Source organism: Streptomyces sp. NPDC045846 (assembly GCF_056431605.1).
In genome coordinates this window covers 277,734-293,630 of record NZ_JBWKKJ010000012.1, presented here as the reverse complement: position 1 = coordinate 293,630, position 15,897 = coordinate 277,734, and the positions used below count along the sequence as shown (strand labels likewise).

Annotated in this window: 18 protein-coding genes; 9 read left to right on the top strand and 9 right to left on the bottom strand. The window is 73.0% G+C overall.

Going from position 1 to position 15,897, the window contains the following annotated elements; all coding sequences use genetic code 11:
- Positions 1-480 precede the first annotated feature (480 nt).
- Positions 481-1,212, top strand: a complete 732-nt coding sequence (locus tag AC07F3_RS31670; protein WP_479117839.1) for a 4'-phosphopantetheinyl transferase family protein — start codon at positions 481-483, stop codon at positions 1,210-1,212.
- A gap of 139 nt (positions 1,213-1,351) precedes the next feature.
- Here the strand turns inward: AC07F3_RS31670 and msrB are convergent, their stop codons facing one another.
- The 4 genes from msrB to AC07F3_RS31650 form a co-directional block, all read right to left on the bottom strand.
- Positions 1,352-1,753 carry a peptide-methionine (R)-S-oxide reductase MsrB gene (gene msrB / locus AC07F3_RS31665; protein ID WP_479117838.1) on the bottom strand — a complete coding sequence of 134 codons (402 nt, stop codon included), beginning with the start codon at positions 1,751-1,753 and terminating at the stop codon, positions 1,352-1,354.
- Positions 1,754-1,772: 19 nt separating this feature from the next.
- Positions 1,773-3,167, bottom strand: coding sequence for a UDP-N-acetylmuramate--L-alanine ligase (gene murC / locus AC07F3_RS31660; protein WP_479117837.1), 1,395 nt, complete (start codon positions 3,165-3,167; stop codon positions 1,773-1,775).
- Positions 3,168-3,263: 96 nt separating this feature from the next.
- Complete coding sequence (locus AC07F3_RS31655) at positions 3,264-3,731, bottom strand: indole-3-glycerol phosphate synthase (protein WP_479117854.1); 468 nt, start codon at positions 3,729-3,731, stop codon at positions 3,264-3,266.
- Positions 3,732-3,884: 153 nt separating this feature from the next.
- On the bottom strand, positions 3,885-4,697 hold the full coding sequence (locus tag AC07F3_RS31650; protein WP_479117836.1) for a pyrimidine reductase family protein: 813 nt from the start codon (positions 4,695-4,697) through the stop codon (positions 3,885-3,887).
- Here AC07F3_RS31650 and zapE point away from each other — a divergent pair.
- From zapE to AC07F3_RS31635, 3 genes are all read left to right on the top strand, one after another.
- The gene (zapE, locus tag AC07F3_RS31645; RefSeq protein ID WP_479117835.1) at positions 4,696-5,802 is read left to right on the top strand and encodes a cell division protein ZapE; all 1,107 of its coding nucleotides are present in this window, start codon (positions 4,696-4,698) and stop codon (positions 5,800-5,802) included. The two genes, AC07F3_RS31650 and zapE, sit on opposite strands and share 2 nt — an antisense overlap.
- A gap of 66 nt (positions 5,803-5,868) precedes the next feature.
- A complete protein-coding gene (locus tag AC07F3_RS31640; protein WP_189965666.1) occupies positions 5,869-6,294 on the top strand; it encodes an OsmC family protein in 426 nt (141 codons plus the stop codon).
- 79 nt (positions 6,295-6,373) lie between these two features.
- Positions 6,374-7,246 carry a PPK2 family polyphosphate kinase gene (locus AC07F3_RS31635; protein WP_479117834.1) on the top strand — a complete coding sequence of 291 codons (873 nt, stop codon included), beginning with the start codon at positions 6,374-6,376 and terminating at the stop codon, positions 7,244-7,246.
- A 12-nt stretch (positions 7,247-7,258) separates the two neighbouring features.
- Here the strand turns inward: AC07F3_RS31635 and AC07F3_RS31630 are convergent, their stop codons facing one another.
- Positions 7,259-8,014, bottom strand: a complete 756-nt coding sequence (locus AC07F3_RS31630) for a hypothetical protein (protein ID WP_479117833.1) — start codon at positions 8,012-8,014, stop codon at positions 7,259-7,261.
- A 230-nt stretch (positions 8,015-8,244) separates the two neighbouring features.
- Between AC07F3_RS31630 and AC07F3_RS31625 the strand changes: the two genes are divergently transcribed.
- Positions 8,245-9,108 (top strand): polysaccharide deacetylase family protein, encoded by an 864-nt coding sequence (locus AC07F3_RS31625; protein WP_479117832.1) that lies wholly within the window; start codon positions 8,245-8,247, stop codon positions 9,106-9,108.
- A 14-nt stretch (positions 9,109-9,122) separates the two neighbouring features.
- Here AC07F3_RS31625 and AC07F3_RS31620 read toward each other — a convergent pair whose 3' ends face one another.
- From AC07F3_RS31620 to AC07F3_RS31605, 4 genes are all read right to left on the bottom strand, one after another.
- On the bottom strand, positions 9,123-9,329 hold the full coding sequence (locus AC07F3_RS31620; protein ID WP_479117831.1) for a hypothetical protein: 207 nt from the start codon (positions 9,327-9,329) through the stop codon (positions 9,123-9,125).
- A 67-nt stretch (positions 9,330-9,396) separates the two neighbouring features.
- Positions 9,397-10,065, bottom strand: coding sequence for an ABC transporter (locus AC07F3_RS31615; protein ID WP_479117830.1), 669 nt, complete (start codon positions 10,063-10,065; stop codon positions 9,397-9,399).
- The gene (locus AC07F3_RS31610; protein WP_479117853.1) at positions 10,062-10,898 is read right to left on the bottom strand and encodes an ATP-binding cassette domain-containing protein; all 837 of its coding nucleotides are present in this window, start codon (positions 10,896-10,898) and stop codon (positions 10,062-10,064) included. The genes AC07F3_RS31615 and AC07F3_RS31610 overlap by 4 nt, the downstream gene beginning before the upstream one ends.
- Positions 10,899-10,912: 14 nt before the next feature.
- Entirely contained in the window at positions 10,913-11,590 is a 678-nt protein-coding gene (locus AC07F3_RS31605; protein WP_479117829.1) for an AIM24 family protein, read from the bottom strand.
- Between the two features lie 70 nt (positions 11,591-11,660).
- On the opposite strand from AC07F3_RS31605, the gene AC07F3_RS31600 reads away from it, so the two are divergent.
- The 4 genes from AC07F3_RS31600 to AC07F3_RS31585 all read left to right on the top strand — a co-directional run bounded on the left by AC07F3_RS31600 (position 11,661) and on the right by AC07F3_RS31585 (position 15,883).
- Positions 11,661-12,377, top strand: coding sequence for a peptidyl-tRNA hydrolase (locus tag AC07F3_RS31600; RefSeq protein WP_479117828.1), 717 nt, complete (start codon positions 11,661-11,663; stop codon positions 12,375-12,377).
- Positions 12,378-12,945: 568 nt separating this feature from the next.
- Complete coding sequence (locus AC07F3_RS31595; RefSeq protein WP_479117852.1) at positions 12,946-13,551, top strand: DUF4142 domain-containing protein; 606 nt, start codon at positions 12,946-12,948, stop codon at positions 13,549-13,551.
- 92 nt (positions 13,552-13,643) lie between these two features.
- A complete protein-coding gene (locus AC07F3_RS31590; protein WP_479117851.1) occupies positions 13,644-14,930 on the top strand; it encodes an MbnB/TglH/ChrH family RiPP precursor modification enzyme in 1,287 nt (428 codons plus the stop codon).
- Positions 14,931-15,094: 164 nt separating this feature from the next.
- Positions 15,095-15,883 carry a DUF4142 domain-containing protein gene (locus AC07F3_RS31585; protein WP_479117827.1) on the top strand — a complete coding sequence of 263 codons (789 nt, stop codon included), beginning with the start codon at positions 15,095-15,097 and terminating at the stop codon, positions 15,881-15,883.
- The last annotated feature ends 14 nt before the right edge of the window (positions 15,884-15,897 follow it).

The following is a 15,897-nucleotide window of genomic DNA, read 5'->3' as shown; positions in this document are numbered from 1 at the left end:
TCAAAGGAACCTCGATCCACCGAAGTGGACGGGGTTGTCAATCTGGCGTTGACTTTTGGCACGCTGTTGAGTTCTCAAGGAACGGACGCTTCCTTTGTACTCACCCTCTCGGGCTTTCCTCCGGGCGCTTCCCTTCGGTATTTCGTGTTCCTACTCTATCAGACTCTTTCGTGTCCGATTCCCCGTCGAATTGGGGTTTGTCTTCCCGGCTGTTGGGCCGTTCCGACGTCCCGAACTCTAGCGGATTTCCCCGGCCGATTCATAATCGAGTCTTCCGGTCCGGCCGGAAATGGAATTCGGCATGCCGAAATTCATCCCGGGCGGGAGATCGTGCTGAGTTGGGTGCCGCAGAATCTGCGGCGGACGGTTGCCGCAGAACCGTTCCGGCTCCGTGGCAACTCGAAGGAGCTTACGGGCCCGCACAGGCCGCGTCAACTCGAGCGTCAACACCACGCCGTCCAGGGGCTGTAGCGTTCCTCCGTGACCTTGATCCTCGAATCCGACACCGCCGTCGCACACGCCTGGTGGTGGCGCGCGGGCGACGGCCCCGTAGACCCCGCCGACCTGACCCTGCTCAGCAAGGACGAGCGGGACCGCGCCGCCCGGTTCGTGCACGCGGGGGCGGCGGCGGGCTTCGTCGCGGGGCGCGCGGCGAGCCGGCGGATCCTCTCGGAGCTGCTCGACGTACCGCCCGCCGAGATAGGCCTCGGTCGCAGGCCGTGCCCGGGGTGCGGTGATCCACTGCACGGACCGCCCGCCGTGCTGCACCCCCAGTCCCCGTGGTGGATCAGCATTTCGCACACCGAGGGCTGCGGCATGCTCGCCGTGGCCCGCGTGCCGGTGGGGGTGGACGTCGAGGTCGTACGGGAGTTCCCGATCGAGGAGCTCGCGCCGACGGCGCTGACCGCGTCGGAGCGCGAGGTCGTGCTCGGCGTCGAGGGGGATGCCCGCACCCGGGCCTTCCTGCGCTGCTGGACCCGTAAGGAAGCCGTGCTCAAGGCCGTCGGGGTCGGGATCACGACCGACCTCTCCCAAGTGGAGACCCTTCCCGGGCGCCCCGGCCCGGCCGTCGTGGCCACCGGGGTGCCCGGGACCCCCGCGTCCTGGGCCGTGACGGACCTCGCGATACCCGGCACCTGGGCCGCGGCCCTCGCCGTGCCCGCGGAACCCGGCGCCGCGCTCCCCGAGGTCCGCCTCCACGAACACGCCTAGGCGCTGCCCCTCCCCCGCGACCGGCGTTACCGCCGGGCCTCGCGGCCCCCGGAAGGCTCTTGCGGTCCGGGACAGGTACTGAACCGCCAGGGGGCCGGGACGGACGTCTGTCCGTCCCGGCCCCCTCGGGTGCTCGGTCCTACTTCTCGTTCAGCCGCAGCGAGATGCTGTTGATGCAGTAGCGCTGGTCCGTCGGGGTCGGGTAGCCCTCGCCCTCGAAGACGTGGCCCAGGTGCGAGCCGCAGCGGGCGCAGCGGACCTCGGTGCGGACCATGCCGTGGGTGCGGTCCTCGATGAGTTCGACGGCTTCGCTGTCCTTCGGGTCGAAGAAGCTCGGCCAGCCGCAGTGTGACTCGAACTTCTCGCCGGAGGTGAAGAGCTCGGCGCCGCAGGCGCGGCAGGAGTAGACGCCCTCCGTCTTGGTGTCGGTGTACTCACCGACGAAGGCGGGCTCCGTGCCGGCCTGGCGCAGCACCTGGTACTCGGCGGGGGTCAGCTCCGCGCGCCACTGCTCGTCCGGCTTCTCGACGTCGTACGACATGGGGTGCTCCTCGGTCGGATCAGTTCGACAGGCGGGCCAGGATGGCCGGGCCGAGGTCCGTCACGTCGCCCGCGCCCATGGTGAGAACGAGATCGCCGGGGGCTGCCATTCCCGCGATGACGTCCGGGACGGAGGACTGGTCGTGCACGGCGGTCACCGTGGCGCCCGCGGCCTTGGCGGCGTCGATGATCAGGGCGCTGGTGACCCCGGGGACCGGGTCCTCGCGGGCCGGGTAGATGTCGAGGACGACGGAGAGGTCGGCGAGCGCCAGGGCCTCGCCCATCTCCTTGCCGAGCTCCTGGGTGCGGGAGAACAGGTGCGGCTGGAAGACCACCAGGAGGCGGGAGTCCGCGGCCGCTCCCCGCATGGCCTCCAGGTCGGCGGTCATCTCGGTGGGGTGGTGCGCGTAGGAGTCGATGACCTGGACGCCCTTGGCCTCGCCCTTGAGCTGGAGGCGGCGCTTGACGCCGGTGTACTTGCCGAGGGCCGAGGCCAGGTTGTGCGCGGGGATGCCGAGCGCGACGCCGGCGGCGAGCGCGGCCACCGCGTTGTGGGCGTAGTGGCGGCCGGGGACCGAGACCGTGAAGGTCAGGAACTTGCCGTTCAGGAGAACGGTCACCTCGGAGGTGAGGCCGCGCGGGGTGACCTTGTGGACGCGTGCGTCCGCCGTCTCCGACTCTCCGTACGTGACGACGTTGAGCGAGGAGAGGTCGCGGACCCGCCGGGTGAGCTCGACCGCGCCCGGCTGGTCGGCGGCGATCACCAGGGTGCCACCGGGCCTGACCTTGCCGACGAAGGTCTCGAAGGAGTCGTAGATCTCGTCCATCGAGGCGTAGTTGGCGTGGTGGTCCAGCTCGACGTTGAGGACGATGGCGACCTCGGGGTCGTACTTCTGGAAGCTGCGGTCGCTCTCGTCGGCCTCGGCGACGAAGATGTCGCCCTCGCCGTGGCGGGCGTTGGTGCCGGGGCCTTCGAGGTCGCCGCCGATCGCGTACGAGGGGTCAAGGCCAAGCTCGGTCAGGGCGACGGCCAGCATCGAGGTGGTGGTCGTCTTGCCGTGGGTGCCCGCCACGGCGATCGCGCGCAGGCCGTTCATCAGCGAGGCGAGCGCGTCCGAGCGGTGCACGACGGGCACGGACAGCTCGGCGGCCCGGGCCAGCTCGGGGTTGTCGGCGCGGATCGCGCTGGAGACGACCACGCAGGTGGCGTCGTCGGCGAGGTGGCCGGCCGCGTGGCCGATGTGCACGGTGGCGCCGAGCGCGCGCAGCGCCTCGGCGGTGGCGGACTCCTTCGCGTCGCTGCCCGCGACCTCGGCCCCGCGCTGGGCCAGGATCTTCGCGATGCCCGACATGCCGGCACCGCCGATGCCGATGAAGTGCGGCCGTTCCATGGCGGTGGGAATGGCGGATGCCATGCGGTTCTCTCCCCGGGTGCGACGTACAGAAGGAGCCCCCACCCTAATTCCTGCGGGGGCTCCGGCCGCGACACGGCTCCGGACGACGGGGCGGGGCTACTCGCTGTGGGCGAAGAGCTTCAGGACGGGGACGCCCACCTTGTGGCGGGCGCGCGAGGCCCAGTCCCGGTGGAAGAACTCCTCGACGTAGTGCGGGGCGGTGAGCACGATGACCTCGTCGGCCCCCACCTCGTCGACGACGCCCTTGAGCTTGTCGAGGGGGTGGTCGTCGACGAGGTGTCCCACCGCCTTGCTGCCGGCGTCCCGCAGCGACTGCACGGAGTGCTGGAGGGCCAGTTCGGCGGGGCCGTGGGCGGCCGGGCCCTCGGGCTCGTCGCCCTCGTGGACGGCTTCGTCGAGTTCACCGAGCGCCACGTCGTCGATCGCGCGCAGCAGCCGGTCCTGGTCGCCCCTGGGCTGCATGAGCACGACGAAGGAAACCGGCTCGTCCCCGTGCAGGGTGGTGACGAATTCCACGTCGACGGAGGTCAGGGGCTTCTCGATCATCAATACGCTCGTGAACACCACAGGCGCCCTTCTGTTCTCTCCATGGCCGCCGCCACCTCGAAGTGGCGGGTACGGCCCCTGCGGAAACCATCCTTCCCCGTGCCCGCACGGGGTCTGCGTGAGTAAGTGTGCCCAGCGTGAGCTAACCGGAACGGCAAATTCCGCTGATTGTCAGATCCGACGGTAGCGGGTGAACAGGAAGCCGTCGTCCTCCAGTACGGACGTCGGCGCGAACCGCTGGGGGATCCGCACGGCGGGCCCTCCGGCGATGCGCTGCGCGTCGCCCGCGGTCAGGGTCGGCGACACCGTCAGGCACAGTTCGTCCAGGACCTCGGCCGCCACGAACTGGCCCAGCAGCCGCGGGCCGCCCTCGGTCAGCAGCCGCACCAGGCCGCGGTCGGCCAGCGCCCGCAGGGCCCACTCGGGCTCGACGCCGGGGCCGTCGCCCGCGACGACCACCTCCGCGCCCGCCCGCTCCGCCTCCCGAACCCGGTCGGGGTCGGCGGCCGCGCCGGTGAGGATCAGGGTGGGCACGAGCGGCGAGGTGAACAGGGGCAGCGAGAAGTCGAAGTCCAGGCTGGCGCTCACGACGGCGATCACCGGGACCGGGCCCTGCCCGGCCGCCTTGCGGCGCTCGGCGAACTCGGCCCGCGCCCTGGCCGGCCGGTACCCCTCCAGGCGTACCGTTTCCGCACCCACCACGACCGCGTCCGCCAGCGCCCGCAGGGTGCCGAAGATCCGCATGTCGGTCTCCGAGGACAGCGGCTGCGAGCGGCCGTCGTGCTGGCCCGCGCCGTCGAGCGACGACACCATGTTGGCCCGCAGCCAGGGGCCGTCCGTACGCGGATAGGCGTAGGCCTCGGCCAGCCGGTCGAGCGACCACTGCGCGTCGGCGGCGGGAGCGTCGGGCGCGGGGACCCTGTCGGCGTTCACGGCGCCTGCGGCATCCGGTGTCTGGTCGGTCACAGGGAACAGTTGTCGCATGCCGTGCAGTCTGGCACGGCCCTTACAGTTAGGAACTGTGTCGACCAGCCCCATAACCCAAGCGGCCCCGGTGTCGCTCTGCGCCCGCGCGCCGCATGTCCCCGCCGACCGTCTGGTCGCCGAGATGGTGCCGCCGCCGCGGTTCGACTCGGTCCGCTTCGAGACGTACGTGCCGGACCCGAACCAGCCCAGCCAGGCCGAGGCGGTCACCGTCCTCTCCTCGTTCGCGGCGGGCCTCGGCGGGGCGCACGCCGTGGGCGCGAAGCGTCGGTGGTTCGCGAAGAAGCCGGCGGCCGCCACCGGGCCGCGCGGGGTGTACCTGGACGGCGGGTACGGCGTCGGCAAGACCCACCTGCTCGCCTCGCTGTGGCACGCCACCCCGGCCGAGCCCGCGCTCAAGGCCTTCGGCACCTTCGTCGAGCTGACGAACCTGGTCGGCGCGCTCGGATTCCAGCAGACCGTGCAGACCCTGAGCGGCCACCGGCTGCTCTGCATCGACGAGTTCGAGCTGGACGACCCGGGCGACACCGTGCTCGTGTCCTCGCTGCTCGGCAAGCTGGTCGAGCAGGGCGTGGCGCTCGCGGCCACCTCCAACACGCTGCCCGGCAAGCTCGGCGAGGGCCGGTTCGCGGCCGCCGACTTCCTGCGCGAGATCCAGGGGCTCTCGGCGCACTTCCGGCCGCTCAGGATCGACGGCGAGGACTACCGCCACCGGGGTCTGCCCGAGGCCCCGGCCCCGTTCTCCGAGGAGCAGGTCACCCGGGCCGCGTACGCCACCGAGGGCGCGGCCCTCGACGACTTCCCGCAGCTGCTCGACCACCTCTCGCGCGTCCACCCCAGCCGGTACGGGGCGCTGACGGACGGGGTGCGCGCGGTCTGTCTGACCGATGTGCGGCCGGTGCCCGACCAGTCGACCGCGCTGCGGCTGGTGGTGCTCGCCGACCGCCTCTACGACCGCGAGGTGCCGGTGCTCGCCTCGGGCCTGCCCTTCGACCGGCTGTTCAGTGACGAGATGCTGAACGGCGGCTACCGCAAGAAGTACTTCCGGGCGATCTCCCGGCTGACCGCGCTCGCCCGCGACGCGAAGGACCTTGTCGCGCAGTAGGTTTGGGGCCGAGGGGGCCGAAGCTGCATCCGTCCGTGGCTCCCTCGGCCACAGAAGGGAATCACCATGGCCACCACGCGCACGGCGCACACGGTCTGGGAAGGCGAGCTCATCAAGGGCTCCGGCACCGTCACGTTCGACTCCTCGGGCATCGCGTCCCAGGCGGTCTCCTGGCCGTCCCGCGCCGAGCAGGCCAACGGCAAGACCAGCCCGGAGGAGCTCATCGCGGGCGCCCACTCCAGCTGCTTCTCGATGGCCCTCTCGCACGGCCTGACCGGCGCGGGCACCCCGCCCACCCGCCTGGAGACCAAGGCCGACGTGACCTTCCAGCCCGGCGAGGGCATCACCGGCATCCACCTCACCGTGCGCGGCGAGGTCCCGGGCCTGGACGAGGAGGGCTTCCAGGCCGCCGCCGAGGACGCCAAGAAGAACTGCCCGGTGAGCCAGGCCCTTTCGGGGACCACCATCACGCTCACCGCCGAGCTCGCCTGAGGCTCGCGCCAGCGGTAGCGCCGGGCGCCGTTCCATCGCACGATCGAGGGAACGTACCGGCGGCCGGAAGGGGTGCGCAGTGGCCGGGAAGGGCAGGAAGAAGGCGCCCGGGCAGGACCTCCGCGAGCTGCTGCGCATCCCCGAGGGCAAACGTCCCGACCTCGCCTCGTACGCCGGCGACGCCCTGCCCGCGGGGCCGCGGGACAAGGCCGCGGGCCTCGGGGAAATGGCCCGGATGGGTGAACGGCTCGCCACTCTCCAGGAGCGTCTGTACGCGGCGAGCACGGCGGGCGACAGGCGGCGGATCCTGCTGGTGCTCCAGGGCATGGACACCAGCGGCAAGGGCGGCACCGTCAAGCACGTGATCGGCCTGTTCAACCCCTCCGGCTGCCGCATCAAGGCGTTCAAGGCGCCGACCCGCGAGGAGCTGGCCCACCCCTTCCTGTGGCGCGTCGCCCAGGCCCTGCCGCTGCCCGGCGAGATCGGCATCTTCGACCGCTCGCACTACGAGGACGTCCTGATCGCCCGCGTCCGCGCACTGGTCCCGCGCCCCCAACTCGCCCGCCGCTACGAGGAGATCAACCACTTCGAGCGGTCCCTGGTGGACGACGGAGTGAGCGTCGTGAAGGTGTTCCTGCACATCGGTTACGAGCAGCAGCGCCGCCGTCTGCTGGCGCGCCTCGACAACCCGGACAAGCACTGGAAGTTCAGCCCCGGGGACATCGACGAGCGGGCACTGTGGCCCGCGTACCAGAAGGCGTACGAGATCGCCCTGGAGCGGTGCTCCACCGCCGCCGCCCCCTGGTACCTCGTGCCCGCCGACCGCAAGTGGTACCGCAACTGGGCGGTCAGCAAGCTGCTCCTGGAGCATCTGGAAGCGCTCGATCCGGCGTACCCGCCGGGCGACTTCGACGTGGCGGAGTGCAGGCGGCGCCTGCTCGCGGAGGGCTGACCCGGGAGCCGTTCACGCCGAGCGGCTCAGCAGCCCCGAGATGTCGACGCTGTCCGCGGCGGGCGGGGTGGCGGACGGAACCGGCCGGTCGAACCCGTCGAAGCGGACGGTCGCGTCGGGGGCCGCGCCGGCTTTGGCGACGGTGATCCGCACCGGGTAGGGCTTGCCGCTCGCCGCCACGTCGAGGGTGCGGGTGCGGCCCTGCTCGGTGGCCGAGACGGGGATGACGGCGGTGCCGTCGACCGTGGTCGGGCTGCCCTTGGTGAGCCCGGTGGCCGGCATCCCGGCGGAGGTGTCGAGGTACTTCTGGAAGGTGTCGAGGTCGCACACCGCGGTCGTCTGCCGCAGCACCGGATCGCTGGTGGTCCCCTTGAGGTACCGGTCGCCGACGAGCGAGGCCAGCGCGCTGCCGCCGCCGGGCACCTCGTTCTTCCAGAACGCGGCGTCCGGCTTCATCCAGATGTCGCCGCCGCGCTTCACGATCTCGACCGATCCCTGCGGGCCGAGGCTCACCGAGCCCCGGCAGTTCCCGGACCGGTCGAGCGTCAGGTCGAAGGAGGTCGAGCTGCCCGGCGTGCCGAGCTCGCCCTTGGCCGTCACGTGCAGCGAGTGCGCGCCGAGCAGGGCCTCGTGGGAGCGCTGGGAGATCTGCTCGGCGGTGAGCGAGCCGATGTCGTCCGCGTGCGCGGTGGCCGCGCCCGCGAGCGAGAGCACGGCGGCGGCCGAGCAGAGTGCCGCCGAGCCCGCGGCTGTACGGGATCCGGCCACGTCGCCTCCCTGGGCCGTGAACCGCGCCCCGCCTGCGAAGGGGCCGTGCGGGCGCATGTTCCGTATGCAACGAGCGTAGTCCGCGGGGGCGCGTCGGGCGCGCTGCGGAGCTTGGGCTCGGGGCCGCCGGGGTCCGCTCTGGGACCCGGTTGTGCGGCATTGGCCGGAATCTCCGCGCCGCCGCGTGCGCCGCTCACAAATCGGTCCATACGATCGGTTACTTTCCGAAAGTGACCACTTCTGTACGAAAACTGCTCGCGGTTGCCCTGCTCGGTGCCTCCCTCGCGGGCTGCGGCTCCGCCCCCGCCTCCCATCCCGCGGCGGCCAAACCCTCCTCGGCGCCTGCGGGCGCGGGCGCGCCGTCCTCCGCCGGAGCCCCCGCGACCCTGGCCCCCGGCCCCGGCGGGCTCACTCCGGTCTTCGAGCGGGGGCCGAAGAACCCGCAGGGCGAGAAGGTCGTGGCGCTCACCTTCGACGCCGACATGACGGCCGACCAAGGGCCGCGCGCGACGGGCGGTGAGCGCTTCGACAACCCCGCGCTCATCGCCGATCTGCGACGCCTGAAGGTCCCGGCCACCGTGTTCATGACCGGGCGGTGGGCCGAGGAGTACCCAGCCGAGGCGCGGGACATCGGGGCCGACCCCAACTTCGAGGTCGGCAACCACTCCTACAGCCACTACGCGTTCAAGTCCGACTGCTACGGGCTGCCCGTGGTCGAGAAGGACGCGATGCGGGCGGACGTCGAGAAGGCGACGGCCCAGTTCAAGAAGGCCCAAGTGCGCAACACCGTCCCGTACTTCCGCTTCCCCGGCGGCTGCTACGACGACGAGGTGCTGCGCGCGCTCGCCCCGCTGCGGATGACCGCCGTCCAGTGGGACGTGGTGAGCGGAGACGCCTTCGCCAAGGACGCGAACGCGGTGGCCGAGCAGGTGCTGGCCGGGGTCCAGCCGGGGTCCCTGGTCGTCATGCACTGCACGCGCAGCGCGGCGCCGGTCACCGACACGGCGCTCCAGCGCATCGTGCCGGAGCTGCGCAGGCGCGGCTACCGCTTCGTCAAGGTCTCGGACCTGATCCGCGGGGCCGCACGGCACTGACGGACGGGCGGCGGTCAGCCCGAGCAGGCCGTGCGCTGGGCCTCCTGCCACTCGCAGACCGGGCAGAGCGTGCTGCCCTTGGTGGACTCCGGGTACTCGGTGGGCCTGCGGCACAGCACGCACTCGGCGAAGGGGCCGTCCACCGGGACGGGAGCGGCGGCCTCCCTGGCGGGGCGGCCGTCGCAGTAGGCCGTGTCGTCGTGCGGGTGCGTCTCGTCCATGCGGTCGAGCCTAATCGGATGCCCCGGCGGTGGTGGGGCCGGTCGCTCCCGGCGCTCTCGCGCGGGCTCAGCGGCGTCGCGGGCTGAGGGCGCAGACCCCGGCCGCGACCGCCGCCGCGAGCACGGCCGCCGCGGCCAGCGGCAGCACCGCCGGGTGGACGGCGCCGGTGCGCGAGCCCGCGACGAGCGCGCGGACGGCGCACTGCGCGGGTGAGGGCGCGAGGACCAGGGCGAGCAGCGCGGCCAGCGCGGTGAGCGTGAGGGACCAGCCCCTGGCGTGCAGCACCGGACGGCTGCCCAGCGCGCCGACCGCGGCGCCGGTCAGCACGCAGACCCCGGCGGCCACGAGCCCCGCCAGGGTCGCAGACCCCAGCGGCACCGCGACCTTGTGGTCACCGCTCACGGGGTCGCTCACCGCGGCGACGTACGCCGTGCCCGCGAGGCCGAGCAGGGCGGCGCAGCCCGTCGCGGTCAGCAGGGACGAGAGGTGGACCCGCCCGGGGCCGGTCGCCGCGGCCGCGCAGACGCGGGCGGCGTCCGGCTCCTGGGTGACGCAGATCCGCACGAGCCAGGCCGCCACCGGCAGCAGTCCGGCGGCCGCGTACCCCATCGAGTCGAGCACCGGCTCGCCCACCTGCACGCCGATGCCCATGAAGGCGGCGTACACGAGGACCGGGCCCAGCCAGCGCTGGGAGCGCAGCAGCAGGGCGCTCTGGTAGCGCACCAGCGGGATCATTGGCCGCGTACTCCTTCGATGTGCCAGGGCGGCCGTGCGGCGAGCAGGGCGCGCAGCAGGTCGTCCGACCGGGCGGCGGCCACCCGGAGGGTGCGGGAGCCGCCGGGACCCGCCAACTCCTCGGGGCAGCCGGGCAGTTGGGGCGGAAGCGGGGCGCCCTCGGCTCCTGTGACGTCGATGAGGACGAACCCGGGGAGCGGTGCCGTCCTCGGCGAAGGCCGCGGGTCGGGGGTCACGGGCTTCAGGGCTGAGCCGGTCACCGCGTACCGCGCGTCCTCACGGTCGGCGAGCCGGATCGGGTCGTGGTCGACGAAGACGACCGTCGCGCCCGCCGCCACCCGCTCGTGCACCGCGCGGTCCAGTTCGGCGCGGGCGCCGGTGTCCAGGCCGGTCCACGCCTCGTCCAGGACGAGGAGCCCGGGGTCGGCGAGCAGGGCCTGGGCCACGGCGACCTTCTGGCTGGTGCCCTTGGAGAGTTCGGCGAGCGGGGTGCCCGCGTGGTCGGCCGCGCCGAACCGTTCGAGCCACCGGCCCGCGCGCTCCTTCGCCGTCCGGCGCGGCAGGCCGTGGATGCGGCCGAGGTGCGTCAGATACCCGGCCGCCGTGAAGGGCAGGGCCGCGGGGAATCGTTCGGGGACGTAGGCGGTGCGCGGGCGGCCGGTGACGCGGCCCTCGGTCGGTGCGTCGATACCGGCGAGGAGCCTCAACAGGGTTGATTTTCCGGTGCCGTTGAGGCCCTCGACCCGGACCAGGGTGCCCTCGGCCAGGTCCAGGTCGATGCCGCGCAGGACCCAGGGGCCGCCGATGGAGTACCGGCGGCCCACCCCCCGCAGGGCGCGTGCGGTGCTCAGTGCTGCTGCGCCTTCTGCGGCGTCGCCTCGCTCGGGCGGACTATGACGTAGCCCTCGCCCTGGAGCATCAGCTGGACGGCCTCGCCGGAGCCGCCGCGCAGCATCGAGCCGATGGACTGCGAGCGGTGCAGGGAGGTCTGGAGGTGCGCGCTCCAGCCGACCACCGCGTCGGTGTCGACGTACACCGGCAGCTGCGGGGAGACCGGGATGACCAGCGGGTTGCCCTCGCAGACCAGGCCGAGGCGGCCGTAGCCGGTGAACACGCTGTTGAACAGGCCGCCGCCGGCGATGCCGGAGCCCTTGACCGTCTTGATCTCGTAGCTGAGCGTGGCGTCGAAGCACAGCACGTTGCGGCCGTTGATGGTGAGGGCGTCGCCCTGCTCGATGTCGACGATGAAGCAGTTCTGCGCCTCGTGCGCGAACCAGGCCTCGCCCTGGCCGCTGACCGCCATCAGGGGCAGCCCCTCGCCGGTCACCGCGCGCTTGAGCATGCCGCCGATGCCCTGGCCCCGCCGCTCGAACTGGAGGGTGCCGCGGTAGGCGATCATCGCTCCCTGGCGCGCGAGCATCTCGCCGTTGACGGCGTACTTGATCGACTTGGCGTTCTCCAGCGTCATTCCGGCGGCGGTCGCCGGCTGGGCCATGTTCTCGATGGCAAAAAGGTCGCTCTTCATGGGCGCATCCTGTCCCGGAACGATTCGTTCCGCCAAGAATCACCGATTCGGCGGCTGGCAGACTGGGGGCGTGAGCACCCAGGACGCCCTTTCCGACAGCCCTTTTCACGACGAGTCCCCGCGCGACGAGGAGCGGCAGTTCGTGCTGCCGCTCGTCGTGCACATCGAGAAGGCCGAACCCCCGGCGCGTACCGACGCCTTGGAGACGGCGGCCCGGGCGGTGCTCGTGATGCTCGCCGACGAGCGGTCGCGGGGCGAGGGCGAGTGGGCCGCGGTGGTGCGCGCCTGGCAGGACGCGCGGATCCGCAAGGTGGTGCGGCGGGCCCGCGGCGCCGAATGGCGCAAGGCGTCCGCGCTCCCCGGCATCACGGTGACGGGGAAGGCCGCGGAGGTCCGCGTCTTCCCGCCGGTGCCGCTGGACGGCTGGCCCAAGGAGCTGGCCAAGCTCCAGGTGTCGGGAACCGAGTTGGACGACCCGGCCGATCCGGGCGTGCCCGATCCGCTGGCGCCGGTTCTCTGGCTCAACCCGGACCTCGACATGTCCGCGGGCAAGGCCATGGCGCAGGCGGGCCACGGCGCCCAACTCGCCTGGTGGGAGCTGTCGGACGCGGACCGCGAGGCCTGGCACGAGGCGGACTTCGCCCTGTCGGTACGCACCGCGGACCCGGCAGCGTGGCGTGAACTGACGCTCAGCGGGCTCCCGGTGGTCCGCGACGCGGGCTTCACCGAGATCGCCCCCGGTTCGTGCACGGTGGTCGCGGACCACCCGGCGCTGCGCACGGGATGAGCCGCGGCGGGCTCGCCGTTCACGGAGCCCGGCGAACCGGCGCGCGGTGCGTGTCGTGGCCGCGACGCCGGATCCCGGACGGCGGGACCCGTGGCGGTCGACCGGCCCGAGATCGACGACCGGCACGTCCACACCGCTCGCCCGCAGCGCCTTCTGGCATCCGGTGGTGTTGTGGGCGACGGCCCGCTCGTCGCCGGTCACCACGTAGAGCCTGGTCGGCGCGTGCGGAGCCCAGCCGCGGCGGACTGCATCGGTGGTCCGCAGAGCTCTTCGGACGCGCGAGCAGCTCCCGGCCGTGCCCGCTCGGCAGCTCGCCGAGCGTGTCCGGTGTGCCCCGCATCAGCTGCTCACCGGCGTGTGCGCCTCGAAGAGCGCTTCGACGCTCCGGTCGTACGGGGCCCGGAAGACGTCGCCGGGCCGGCCGACGGGGTGGAGCCGGTCGAAGCCGCTGAACGCACCACCCGTCTCTTACGTACCTTCCGATACCGCCGAGTAGCGATCACGCTCTCAACCGGCCGACCCGGGAGGCATCTTGTCGCGTGGAATAGTCCGCTCCAGCCGTTCCGCCCTGCGCCGTGTCAACGGCACGGGCCTGCTCATCGCGGTGCTCGTGGCCACGCTCGGCGCGCTCGCCTTTCCCGTCTGGTCGTACGCCGACCGGGCGGGCACGCCGCAGGCCACTCTCAACGCCGCCTCCACGCCCACCCCGTGGGGCCCGCTGTCCGCGACGGACCGGGACTTCGTCACCAAGGTGCGGCTCGCCGGGCTCTGGGAGGGTGCGGCCGGGCTACAGGCCCAGCAGCGGGCGCCCAGCGTGGCGATCAAGGCGGCCGGGGACCATCTCGTCATGGGCCACGCCGCCCTGGACCAGCACGACCGTGACGTCGCCGGGAAGCTCGGCATCGAGCTGCCCAGCCAGCCCAGCCCCCAGCAGCAGGGCTGGCTGCGCCGGCTCACGGCGGACACCGGCATCGCCTACGAGCGGGACTTCGCCAACCTCCTGCGCGCCGCCCACGGCAAGGTGTTCGCGCTGGTCGCCCAAGTCCGCGCGACCACCCGGAACTCACTGGTCCGCGGACTGGCCGACGACGCGAACACCACCGTCCTCGACCACATGACGATGCTGGAGGCGACGGGCCTGGTGGACTTCGACGCGCTCGCCACCCCCAGCTGACCGCGGGACCGGCAACCTCAAATCGAGCTCTGAACGTGCCCCGCGCGGGATTCGGCGCCGGGGCCGCGGGCCATGACCTGTCCATGAAGCATGTGGGCATCGGCATCGGCATCGGCTGGCGGCCTGAGATCGCTCGGGCCGTGGAAGAGCTCCCCGGCATCGACTGGGTCGAGGCGGTCGCGGAGAACCTCTGCCCGGGGCACCTTCCCGAGGCGCTGGTACGGCTGCGCGAGCGCGGCGTCACCGTCGTGCCGCACGGGGTCTCGCTCGGCCTCGGCGGCTCGGACCGGCCGGGCCCCGGCCGCCTCGCCGACCTCGCGGCGCGGGCCGAGGCGCTCGGCGCCCCGCTCGTCACCGAGCACATCGCGTTCGTGCGCGCGGGCGGGGCGCTGACCGCCTCGCCGCGCCTGGAGGCGGGCCACCTGCTCCCGGTGCCCCGCACCCGGGACGCCCTGCGTGTGCTGTGCGAGAACGTCCGCATCGCGCAGGACGCGCTGCCGGTGCCGCTCGCCCTGGAGAACATCGCGGCCCTGATCGGCTGGCCGGACGAGGAGTTGACGGAGGGTCAGTTCTTGTCGGAGCTCGTCGAGCGGACCGGGGTCGGGCTGCTCATCGACGTGGCCAACCTCCACACCAACCACGTCAACCGCGGCGAGGACCCCGCGAAGGTCCTCGACGAGCTGCCCCTGGAAGCCATCGCGTACGTGCACGTCGCGGGCGGCGTCGAGCGGGACGGGGTGTGGCACGACACGCACGCCCACCCCGTGCCCCGCCCGGTCCTCGACATCCTGGCCGGACTGGCCTCGCGGGTCTCCGCGCCCGGGGTGCTCCTGGAGCGGGACGAGGCGTTTCCGCCCGCGTCCGAGCTGGCGGGCGAACTCGACGCGATCCGGGCCACCCTGGGCACGGCGAAGCCGCCGACTCCGCGCCTCGCCGAGCCGAAGGGCCGGCCCCCCGCCTCGCCTCCCCCCGCCAACGACCGGTCGCGCGAGCGCCTCGCCCTCGCCGAGACCGCGCTGCTCTCCGCGCTGACCGCCGGGACGCCCGCCCCGGCGGGCTTCGACGGGCGGCGGCTGCGGGTCCAGGCCCGCGCGCTCGCGGCCAAGCGTGCCGATGTGGTGGCCAGGGTGGCCCCGGAACTTCCGCGGATCCTGGGCGAGGGCTACCGGGACGCCTTCGCCGCGTACGCCGGATCGCGGCCGCTGCGGGGCGGCTACCGCCAGGACGCCCTCGACTTCGCGCGGTTCGTGCTCGACGACCGGCCGCCCGCCGACGCGGACACCCGCCGCGCGCTGGCCCGCTGGTGGAAGGAGCGGGCCGGGGCCAGGCCGCCCGGCCGCACGGCCCGCCTCCTGCGCACCCTGACCCGGGCCGCCTGAAACGATGCCGCCGAACCGGTCAACGTACCGTGTGCGCACGGGAGTTGACCGACGGTTGCGCACCACGTGACGACCCCCACACCACCCGGCCACCCATTTCACGAAACGGCCTCCCGGATCGGCGGCACCCGCACTACCGTGCGGCACCGCACCAGGAGGCACCCATGCGTCGCTTGTCGTCCGGTACCGGGCTCGTCCTCGTCGCCCTCGCGGCGACGCTGCTCGCGCTGCTCTTCCCCGTCTGGTCGTACGCCGACCGCTCCGGCACCCCGCTGGCCGATCTCAACGCGGGCACGGTGGCGACCCGTTGGGGCCCGCTGTCCGCGGCCGACCGGGACTTCGTGGTCCGGGTGCGGCTGGCCGGGCTCTGGGAGGGACCCGCGGGCCGGCAGGCCATCGAGCGGGCGCCCAGCTCCTCGATCAAGGCGGCGGGGCAGCACCTCGTCGACGGGCACGCCTTCCTCGACGCCCGGGTCCGCGAGGTCGCGGCCGAGCTCGGCATGGAGCTGCCCGACCAGCCCAACGCCCAGCAGCAGGGGTGGCTGCGCCGGCTCACGGCGGACACCGGCACCGCCTACGAACGGGACTTCGCCAACCTCCTGCGCGCCGCCCACGGCAAGGTGTTCGCGCTGGTCGCCCAAGTCCGCGCGACCACCCGGAACTCACTGGTCCGCGGACTGGCCGACGACGCGAACACCACCGTCCTCGACCACATGACAATGCTGGAGGCGACGGGCCTGGTGGACTTCGACGCGCTCGCCCAAGGCGGCGCGGCGACCGCGACCGCGAGCCCCACCGGGCCCCCGCCGCCCACCCCCGGGGCCACCCCGAGGAGCCCGGCGCCCCTGACGCCCGCGCCGTCCGACGACGCCTCGCCGTCGTTCCCGCTGCCCCCGCCCGTGTCCCGGCCGAAGGACGAGGCCTCGCCCGAACCCGCCTCCCACACTCCGTAACGAAGCGATAGCCC